This window comes from Mesorhizobium sp. M7A.F.Ca.AU.001.01.1.1, assembly GCF_004022735.1.
Classification (GTDB): Bacteria; Pseudomonadota; Alphaproteobacteria; order Rhizobiales; family Rhizobiaceae; genus Mesorhizobium; species Mesorhizobium ciceri.
Window position 1 is genome coordinate 1 of record NZ_RZPF01000198.1, and the last position, 9300, is coordinate 9300.

The 9300-nt window shown below is 63.4% G+C and carries 10 protein-coding genes and 1 pseudogene; 1 reads left to right on the top strand and 10 read right to left on the bottom strand.

Annotated features, from left to right (window positions below; genetic code table 11):
- Positions 1-936 (bottom strand): trypsin-like peptidase domain-containing protein (locus EN884_RS14400; protein ID WP_128360594.1); only part of this gene is annotated, 936 nt, incomplete at its 3' end.
- Positions 937-1142: 206 nt separating this feature from the next.
- On the opposite strand from EN884_RS14400, the pseudogene EN884_RS14405 reads away from it, so the two are divergent.
- A pseudogene (locus tag EN884_RS14405) lies at positions 1143-1361 on the top strand (type II toxin-antitoxin system RelE/ParE family toxin); the annotation flags it as partial.
- Here the strand turns inward: EN884_RS14405 and EN884_RS14410 are convergent.
- The 9 genes from EN884_RS14410 to EN884_RS14450 form a co-directional block, all read right to left on the bottom strand.
- Positions 1358-1822: a cytochrome c-type biogenesis protein gene (locus EN884_RS14410; protein WP_013532633.1), complete on the bottom strand. Its 465-nt coding sequence runs from the start codon at positions 1820-1822 to the stop codon at positions 1358-1360. The pseudogene EN884_RS14405 and the gene EN884_RS14410 overlap by 4 nt on opposite strands.
- The gene (locus EN884_RS14415; RefSeq protein WP_128360595.1) at positions 1819-3810 is read right to left on the bottom strand and encodes a heme lyase CcmF/NrfE family subunit; all 1992 of its coding nucleotides are present in this window, start codon (positions 3808-3810) and stop codon (positions 1819-1821) included. Before EN884_RS14415 ends, EN884_RS14410 begins: the two co-directional genes overlap by 4 nt.
- Positions 3811-3842: 32 nt before the next feature.
- Complete coding sequence (gene ccmE, locus EN884_RS14420; protein ID WP_013532635.1) at positions 3843-4286, bottom strand: cytochrome c maturation protein CcmE; 444 nt, start codon at positions 4284-4286, stop codon at positions 3843-3845.
- Between the two features lie 8 nt (positions 4287-4294).
- Complete coding sequence (gene ccmI / locus EN884_RS14425; RefSeq protein ID WP_013532636.1) at positions 4295-5434, bottom strand: c-type cytochrome biogenesis protein CcmI; 1140 nt, start codon at positions 5432-5434, stop codon at positions 4295-4297.
- A 93-nt stretch (positions 5435-5527) separates the two neighbouring features.
- A complete protein-coding gene (locus EN884_RS14430) occupies positions 5528-5965 on the bottom strand; it encodes a hypothetical protein (RefSeq protein ID WP_013532637.1) in 438 nt (145 codons plus the stop codon).
- Between the two features lie 184 nt (positions 5966-6149).
- The gene (locus tag EN884_RS14435; RefSeq protein WP_013532638.1) at positions 6150-7583 is read right to left on the bottom strand and encodes an ATP-binding protein; all 1434 of its coding nucleotides are present in this window, start codon (positions 7581-7583) and stop codon (positions 6150-6152) included.
- Complete coding sequence (locus EN884_RS14440) at positions 7567-8232, bottom strand: response regulator transcription factor (RefSeq protein ID WP_013532639.1); 666 nt, start codon at positions 8230-8232, stop codon at positions 7567-7569. Before EN884_RS14440 ends, EN884_RS14435 begins: the two co-directional genes overlap by 17 nt.
- A 119-nt stretch (positions 8233-8351) precedes the next feature.
- Complete coding sequence (locus tag EN884_RS14445) at positions 8352-8654, bottom strand: hypothetical protein (RefSeq protein ID WP_013532640.1); 303 nt, start codon at positions 8652-8654, stop codon at positions 8352-8354.
- A 175-nt stretch (positions 8655-8829) separates the two neighbouring features.
- Positions 8830-9300: DUF3168 domain-containing protein (locus EN884_RS14450; protein WP_245491932.1), on the bottom strand; the 471-nt coding region annotated here is incomplete at its 5' end.

Genomic DNA, 9300 nt, shown 5'->3' on the forward strand with positions numbered 1-9300 from the left:
GCGCTGAACGGAACCGCTCTTCATCAGGTCCTGAACGACCTGCTTGGCGGTCGAAGCGGGAATGTCGAAGGCGATGCCGACGCTGCCGCCGGACGGCGAGAAGATCGCGGTGTTGATGCCGACGACCTGGCCGTTGAGGTTGAAGGTCGGGCCGCCAGAATTGCCGCGGTTGACCGATGCGTCGATCTGGATGAAGTCGTCATAAGGGCCAGCGCCGATGTCGCGGCCGCGGGCGGAGACGATGCCGGCGGTGACGGTGCCACCAAGGCCGAACGGATTGCCGACGGCCACCACCCAGTCGCCGACGCGAACCTTGGAGTCATCGGCGAAGTCGACATAGGTAAACTTGCCGACGCCATCGACCTTGAGCACGGCGAGATCGGTGCGCGGGTCGGTGCCGATCAGCTTGGCGTCGAGTTCCTTGCCGTCATTCATCACCACGGTGAAGGCCGAGCCTTCCGAAACGACGTGGTTGTTGGTGACGAGATAGCCGTCATCCGAGATGAAGAAGCCGGAACCTTGTGCAACCGGCCGCGGCTGGTCGTTGTTGCGGTCGCGATGGCTGAAGCGCCTGTTGCCGCCACCCTGGCCGTCCTGATCACCAAATCCACGGAATTCCTTGAAGAAGCGGCGCAGTTGCGGATTGTTGGGCAGGTTGTTCATGCCATCCTGATCGTCGGACGGGTCCGAGCCGTCATCGGCGGCCGGGCTGATCTTGGCCTTGACCTTGACGCTGACAACAGCGGGAGAAACCCGCTCGACGACATCGGCGAAGCCCGGTACCTGCGGCGCCTCGACGCGCACGGCATCGGCCAGAACAGGGCTGGTTCCGCTGGTCAGCGCACCGACGCCGATCGCACCGGCCACGGCTACAGACGCGACGGCAGCCATGAGACGCTTGCGGGTGACGGAATATGAACGGGGGGCAATATTCATGGATCTCGTATCCTCTTTCCAAATGGACGCTGCTGATGGGCATCCTCAAGCAAGAGAATTAGAGTGGCGCACATTACAGCGCCATTTCCGACACATGAAACTTTGGTAATGTTTTGGGGTCGGGAGACGCACAAACCCGTTGGCCGCGATGCCCTATGCGCTATCTTGTACACAACTCAGCACAAGGCTTTCATAAATGACAGCAAGCACGCCTGGCGGATCGTATTCGTGAAATGGGCCGAGGCCTTGGTGATATGGCGACGGGCCGGCCAGGCCGGGTAACAGGCACATATGAGACGTTCATCGGCCGCCCGCCGTACATCATTGCTTATGAGTTGCGCCCGATCGCTGGCCGTCAGTGCGTCGTTATCCTGCGCGTCATTCACACGTCGCGGGACTGGCCCTCGGAGGAATGGCCGAGCTAATTGCCTAGTATCTTGTCCAGCGCCGCCTGTTCCTCAGTGGTCAGCGCATTGGTTGCCGTCGAGCGACGCGACCGCGCGGTCAGCACGATGAAAACGCCTCCCACCAGCAACAGCAGGACAGGCGTGCCCCACAGCAATGCATTGCGCAGGTCGAAACGCGGCTTGAGCAGCACGAACTCGCCATAGCGCGAAACCACGTAGTCCATGACCTGCTGGTCAGTGTCGCCGGCGACGAGGCGCTGACGCACGAGGACGCGCAGGTCGCGGGCAAGGTCGGCATCGGATTCGTCGATCGACTGGTTCTGGCAGACCATGCAGCGCAAGCCTTCCGAAAGCGCCCGAGCCCGCGCCTCAAGTGCAGGATCAGGCAGCATCTCGTCAGGCTTCACCGCCAAGGCCGTGCCGGCAAAAAACAGCGCCAGCAGCAGGATAATGGAGGTCAGCGAAAGCCGTGCGTTCATGGCAGGGTCGCGGATGGCACCACGCTCGCCTGCTTGCGCCGTCGCGACGGCGCGCCGACGCGCAGGCGCCGGTCCATCAGCGACATCGCCGCGCCCGCCATCATCATCAGGCCACCGCCCCAGATCAACGTCACCAGCGGCTTCCACCACAAACGCACGACGACCGAACCGTCTTTGCCCTCGTCGCCGAGCGAGATGTAGAGCTGCGAGAAACCGATCGTCCTGATGCCGGATTCCGTCGTCGTCATCTGCCGCACCGGATAAAACCGCTTGGCGGAGCTGATTTCGCCAACAGGGCTGCCGCTGACGCCGATCAGCTCGAAGCGGCCGCGATCCTCGCTGTAATTCGGTCCCTGGGCCGGATAAAGCCCGACGAAACGCAGCGTATGGCCGGACAGTTCGACGGTCTCGCCGGCATGCATCGACAGGATCTTCTCGGTGCCGAAGCAAAGTGTGCCGACGATGCCGAGCGTGGTCAGGCCGAGGCCGAGGTGAGCGAAGGCTGTGCCGAAGACCGAGCGCGGCAAGCCGAGCAAGCGCCGGACCATGATCCCCGTTGCGACGGTCCGAAAGCCGGATTTGACGGCGAGATCGGTGAGCGCGCCAAGGATCAGCCAGACGGCAAGGCCTACGCCCAGGGCTGCGAACACCGAGCCGCCGTCGATGAACAGAGCGGTGACCAGCGTCGCCAGCAGTGCCGCAGCAAAGGCCACCATCAGGCGCTGCGCGACGGCGAAGACATCGCCGCGCTTCCAGGCCAGCAACGGCCCGAACGGAACCACGAGCAGCAGCGGCACCATCAGCGGCCCGAAGGTGAGATTGAAGAACGGCGCGCCGACCGAGATCTTGTCGGCTGAAAAGGCTTCGACAGCGAGCGGATAGAGTGTGCCGACAAGCACGGTCGCCGTCGCCGTGGTCAGGAACAGATTGTTGAGGACGAGTGCCCCTTCTCGGGAAATCGGGTGGAACAGGCCGCCGGTCGTCAACCGGGAAGCGCGCAGCGCAAACAGCGCCAGCGAGCCGCCGATAAACAACGTCAGGATGCACAGGATAAACACGCCCCGGGTCGGATCGGTTGCAAAGGCATGCACCGAGGTCAGCACGCCCGAACGCACGAGGAAGGTGCCGAGCAGCGACAGCGAAAAGGTCAGGCTGGCGAGCAGCAGCGTCCAGATCTTCAGCGCCGAGCGCTTTTCCATGACAATGGCCGAATGGAGCAGCGCGGTGCCCGCCAGCCACGGCATGAAAGACGCGTTCTCGACTGGATCCCAGAACCAGAAACCGCCCCAGCCAAGTTCATAATAGGCCCAGTACGATCCCATGGCGATGCCGCCGGTCAGGAACATCCAGGCGACCAGCGTCCACGGCCGCACCCAGCGCGCCCAGGACGCGTCGATGCGGCCTTCGATGAGAGCGGCGACCGAGAAGGAAAAACAGATCGAGAAGCCGACATAGCCGAGATAGAGGAACGGCGGGTGGATGGCGAGGCCGAGATCCTGCAGGATCGGGTTGAGATCGCGGCCTTCGATCGGCGCCGGGTTGAGCCGGATGAACGGATTGGACGTCGCCAGGATGAACAGGAAGAAGGCGGCGCCGATGGCGCCTTGCACCGCAAGCACATTGGCGCGCAGCGTCGCCGGCAGGTTGGAGCCGAAAGCGGCGACGAGTGCGCCGAAGAAGGTCAGGATCAACACCCAAAGCAGCATCGAGCCTTCATGATTGCCCCAGGTTCCGGTGATCTTGTAGATCAACGGCTGCAAGGAATGCGAGTTTTCCCACACGCTTGCCACCGAGAAATCGGAGCTCGCATAGGCACTCGCCAGCGCTGCGAAAGACAGCGCCGTCAAGGCGAAGCCGGTCACCGCGACCGGACCCCCGACGGCCATCAGGCGCTGGTTGTTCAGGCGTGCGCCAAACAGCGGCACGAGCGTCTGCACCAGCGAAAGCGCAAACGCCAGGACGAGGGCGAAATGTCCGGTTTCAACCATGCCCGTGATCCACTGTCGCTCTCCTGCCGGAGCTATTCACTCTTGCTCTCCTGCCACACGCCCTTGGCCTTGAGGCCGTCCGCAACCTCCTTGGGCATATAGCGCTCATCATGCTTGGCCAGCACGCTATCGGCAACAAAAACCCCGTCCGGGCCGAAACTACCCTCGGTGATGACGCCCTGCTCTTCGCGGAAAAGGTCGGGCAGGATGCCGGTATAGGTGACCTTGACCGATTTGTGCGTGTCGGTGACCGAAAAGCCGACCGTGGCCCCCTGCCCGCGCTGGATCGTGCCTTTTTCGACCAATCCACCCAACCGGATGCGCTGGCCAGGCTGGACGCTTGCCGTGGTGAGATCGGCCGGCATGTAGAAATAGGAGGCCTTCTGGCCAAGCGCGTAGAAAGTCAGCCCGGTCGCGGCACCCAGGAAGACCAGGCCGCCCGCGATCACCGACAATCGTTTCTGCTTGCGCGTCATGTCTTGTTCTACTCCGTCGCCGCAAGCCCAAGCGAAGCGGCAAAGGCGGTGAACTTCTTCGCCTGGTCACTGTCGGCCCCAAAGACGGCAATGGCGCGACCGAGCGCCTCACGCGCCTGATCGGCCTTGCCAAGCACGACATAGGAACGAACGAGCCGCATCCATCCTTCCGGGTCGTGCGGATTTTGCCGCAGTTTGTCGTCAAGGCCGGCAACCATGGTGTTGATCATGGCTTCCCGATCCTGCGGCGACATCGAGGATGCGGCGTCGATATCGCCGGCATCGGGGCCGTTGGCGGCGTCGCCAGAAGCCACTTCGGGGTTGCCGGACTTGGCCAGCGCCTGCTCGACGGCACCGCGCCATGGCGAGTCCGGCGGCAATCTGCCCAGCATCGCCTGCCATGCCGTGGTCGCTTCCTTGGCGCGACCCTCCTGCGCCAACGCCATGGCCAGGTAGAAACTGGCCTTCGCATTGGCCGGATCGAGCTTCAGGGCTGCCTCGAAAGCATCCTGGGCATCGGCCGAGACAATGCCGCCTGCCGCGCCGGCGATCGCCTCTCCGAGACCGGCCTGGCGAACGGCGCTGTCGCCATCAAGCCGAATGGCGTTGCGATAGGCATCCGCCGCGTCGGAAAAGCGCTGCATGCGCAGATAGACCGGGGCAAGCACGTCCCAGCCCCTGCCATCGGTGGGATTGGCGGCCAGATGGGCTTCGGCCCGCGCCACCAGTTCGTCGACCGAACTGTCGGCGGGATTCTTGGCCAACCGCTCGCTGAGCGGTTGTGACGGCAGGTCGGGAGAGCCAAGCTTGACGTAGAGCCCCCAACTGACCAGCGGCACCGCCAGCACGGCTACGGTTGCCACCAGCCTTGCGGTGGCCGGCGCTCGGCCCGCGTTTGCGCCACCGGCGGTACCCGCATTGTCAAGGCGAAGGATGCGGCGAGCGATCTCGGCGCGGGCTTCGGCCGCTTCGGCCGGCTGGATCAAGCCACGCGCGGCGTCGCGGTCAAGCTCGGACAGTTGGTCGCGATAGACTTCGAGATCATGTTCGCCGCTCGACGACGCGCCCTTCGCGCTGGCGGCCAGCGGCAACAGCACCGCCAGGCTTGCACCCAGCGTGAGAATGGCGGCTATGACCCAGAACAGCATGGTTCTTCCAATAACGGCAGAGCTCTGCCGTGCCAACAGATGCATGCTGCGACGCTTTGACGACGCCAGCCGCCAATCGTCGGCAGACGGTCGTCAGGTCAGCGGCGTCCAGCTGCCATCGGCGTTGCGGCAAGCGGTTCCGCGCGCCGTGACTCCGGCGCCGCCGGAAAACACCGTCTGCGTGTACTGGCGGCAGTCCTGCGAACCGACGCGGTAGGGCTGGGCCGGAACCACCTCGCCGTAGCGCGAAGCCTGGGCGCCTTTCCACGTCACCTTCTGGCCGCTGGTCGTGTATTCCAGCGCTTTGTACTCAGCCTCGAGCGCGCTGCGCTTCTCGGTCTCGCTGAGGCCGTTGCCGATCGCCCCGCTGATGAGGCCGCCGCCCATCGCCGAAATGATCGTCGTGGTCACCTTGCCGCTGGAAGGAGGTGTCGAGGCCGGTGTCGCTGCCACGGTTGGACCCTTGCCGCTCAAGGTGGTGCAGCCGGAAACAGCCAGCAATGCGGAAACAAGCGCGACGCGAATCTTCATGCCAACAACCGGTTTTCTTGAGTTGGAGCCTGCCATGGATGCGCCGGGGGCCGCGTCATCGAGAAGTCGGCGTGGCCATAATATTGATATTTGTCGGAAATTTGGCCGCTGGCCGCTGCGGGACCAATGGACATGCCGCCAACAACATCTCCCGCCCCTCTATGTCGATCGGCTCTGGTGAACATCACTGAAGGCTCCGCAATCGCACCACCGCCTTCAATCCGCCCATACCGGACCGTTCGAGCGCCAGAACGCCTCCATACTCGTTGACGAGGTCTGCGACAATGGCCAGGCCCAGACCTGTTCCGGGCTTTGTCTCGTCCAGACGCCGTCCGCGCTTCAGCGCCTCGCGAGCCTTGTCCTCGGGAATGCCCGGACCGTCATCCTCTATGCCGATCTCGAACAGGCCGGCCGGGTCGTCCTTGCCGGTCAAGGGCACGATCGAGACCTGCACCGCGCTCTTTGCCCATTTCATCGCGTTTTCAAGGAGATTGCCCAGCAGTTCCTCAAGGTCCTCGCGCTCGCCGGCGAAGACGATCTCGCCCGCCGGCAGCGACAGCGACAGATTTGTCTGCGGATTGAGCTTCCGCAGAACCCGCACCATGCGCTGCACCAGCGGCGTCACCGGCGTGCGGTAGACGACGCTGTCGCGTTGTGCCGCGACGCGGGCGCGCTGGAGATAGTGTTCGACCTGCTTCTGCATGGAAGCCGCCTGTTCGGCGATCAACTGCCCCTTGGCGCCGCCGAGCGCGCGGCCCTCGTTGAGCAGTACCGCCAGCGGCGTCTTCAGCGAATGGGCGAGATTGCCGACCTGTGTTCGCGACCGCTCGACGATGCGCCTGTTGTTTTCGATCAGCGCATTGGTTTCGTTGGCAAGCGGTTCGATCTCGGCCGGGAAGCGGCCGTCGAGCCTCTGGGCGGTGCCTTCGCGCACCATGGCGAGCGCGTTCCTGACCCGGCGCAGCGGCTGCAGGCCGAGCAGGATTGCGATCGCGTTGATGGCGATCATGCCGACGCCGAACAGGCTGAGATAGGTCAGCAGGCGGCGCTGAAAGGTGGCGATTTCCTGTTCGAGTTCGCTCTGGTTGCCCATGACGCGGAAACGCGCGGCGCGGTTCTTGGCGTCGAGGACGAATTCGCTCTCGAACACTTCGAGTTGCTCGCCGTCGATGCCTTCGGCTGCGTAGCTGCGCTGGAAGCTCGCGTTGAACGGCACCTCGGCAACGCTCGGTGACGGGATCGTCGTGGTCATCGACGACGAATGGAGATCGCCATGCACGCCTTCCGAAGCGGGCTCAACCGACCAGTACCAGCCCGAATTCGGCTCCGAGAACCGGAGGTCGCCGAGATCTGGCGCGCCGGTCAGCGCACCGCTGTCGGAGATGCCGATCGAACCGATCAGGTTGAACAGATGCGCCGAAAGCAGGCTGTCGAAGCCGCGCTCGCTGGCTTGGCGGTATAGGGTGGTGATCAAGGTGAAGATGACAACGAGCGTCACGATCGCCCAGACCGTGGAAAAGGCGATGACGCGGAACGTCAGCGAACGCGGCCACAAACGCAGCGAAAGCGGCGTCCTTGCGGTTGGTTTGAGCGGTTCCGAGTTACGCCTCCGGCTCACGCATGCGGTAGCCCATGCCGCGCACGGTTTCGATCATGTCGATGCCCATCTTCTTGCGCAGCCGCCCGACAAACACCTCGATGGTGTTGGAATCGCGGTCGAAATCCTGATCGTAGAGATGCTCGACCAGTTCGGTCCGCGAGACGACCTCGCCCATATGGTGCATCAGATAGGCAAGCAGGCGGAATTCGTGCGACGTCAGCTTCAGCGGCACGCCGCCGACATCGGCCTTGGAGGCCTTGGTGTCGAGGCGCAGCGGTCCGCAGGTCAGCTCGGACGAGGCATGGCCGGCAGCGCGCCGGATCAGAGCCCGTAGCCTCGCCAGCACCTCCTCGATGTGGAACGGCTTGGTGACGTAGTCGTCGGCGCCGGCATCGATGCCGGAAACCTTGTCGCTCCAGCGGTCGCGCGCCGTCAGGATCAGCACCGGCATCTTGCGGCCGCCGCGTCGCCAGCGCTCGACCACGCTGATGCCGTCCATCTGCGGCAGGCCGATATCGAGCACGACCGCGTCATAGGGCTCGGTGTCGCCGAGGAAATGGCCTTCCTCGCCGTCGAAGGCGCGGTCGACGACATAGCCGGCATCGACCAGCGCATCCGATATCTGCCGATTGAGATCCTTGTCATCTTCGACGACCAGTACACGCATGCGGAGTTCGATACCTGTTGAAGAGCTTTGTCGGATGGAAGAGCTTTGTAGGATTGAAAACTGGGGCAGATATAGGCCGATTCCGGCGGCCTGGGAAACGTAGCCTAAGATTGATTGGATCAGTTCAGCGGAACGACGATCTCGGAACGGCGCGGACGTTGTCCGTCCTTGCCCGGAACGAGCACGACGATGACACAGACAGGCTGACCGCCGCGCGTCGATTGCGAGGCCTTGGCCAGCGTTCCGCCATTCTGCTCAGCCACCTGTTGGCCGATGGCGTAGCAATCGGAGGCCGCCAGTACGATCGGACTGGCAAGGTCGGGCGGCGCGATGACCGGCATCGCCATCGCCTGCGACGCAAACAGCCCGGCAGCACAAAGCGCCAGTGTCGCGGTTCGGAAGTGGGAGCGAAGCGTTTTCATGACCGGCGTTGTAACGCATCGGTGCTGAACGTGAAATGAACGGTGAACGCCGCTGAAAACATCCTCGCCACACCCCTGCAACGCGAGACAGTCAACCTGGGATTTCACCGCCTCGAACAGGCGAAATCCCGCGAAAGTCCAGTCTAGACTCCGTTTTGACCATATTGAAAGCGCATCAGGCATTTTCCTGCGTCATCGCGCGAAAACGCAGCAGCCCGTGATGCACGAGCAGATCCTCGTCATGGCGGGCTTCGGCAAATTCCAGCGACAGTCGTGTCTGGCCGCGAGGGCCGATCACCAATGCTGCGTCGGCAAGGCGCACCTGGATGGCGGCCATGATGGCTAGCGTTTCGGCATCACCATGGGCTTTCGACCAGACATGCAGCGTAATCAACTGATCGTCAGTGTTCTCGATGCCCGTATCCCAGTCGAAAGCGGAGGTATGGCCGCAGGTCACGTACGGAAAAGCGGCGTTGTCGGTTGGCCGTTCGAGCAGTCCGGCGCCGCCCAACAAGGCCGACAGCGATGCGTCGCTTCTCAGCCTGAGAAACACTGCCTGCTGCAAATCGCCTGGCGCGGTCATCGTCTTTTCCTCCGGTTCCTGCGCTGCCGACTGTTGCTTTTCGGAAGCTGTCCGCGTTCTGCG

Coding starts and splice junctions, on each gene's coding strand:
- EN884_RS14445 (WP_013532640.1), bottom strand. CDS start 8,654: ATGAAAACGCTTCGCTCCCACTTCCGAACCGCGACACTGGCGCTTTGT.
- EN884_RS14430 (WP_013532637.1), bottom strand. CDS start 5,965: ATGAAGATTCGCGTCGCGCTTGTTTCCGCATTGCTGGCTGTTTCCGGC.
- ccmI (WP_013532636.1), bottom strand. CDS start 5,434: ATGCTGTTCTGGGTCATAGCCGCCATTCTCACGCTGGGTGCAAGCCTG.
- EN884_RS14415 (WP_128360595.1), bottom strand. CDS start 3,810: ATGGTTGAAACCGGACATTTCGCCCTCGTCCTGGCGTTTGCGCTTTCG.
- EN884_RS14440 (WP_013532639.1), bottom strand. CDS start 8,232: ATGCGTGTACTGGTCGTCGAAGATGACAAGGATCTCAATCGGCAGATA.
- ccmE (WP_013532635.1), bottom strand. CDS start 4,286: ATGACGCGCAAGCAGAAACGATTGTCGGTGATCGCGGGCGGCCTGGTC.
- EN884_RS14410 (WP_013532633.1), bottom strand. CDS start 1,822: ATGAACGCACGGCTTTCGCTGACCTCCATTATCCTGCTGCTGGCGCTG.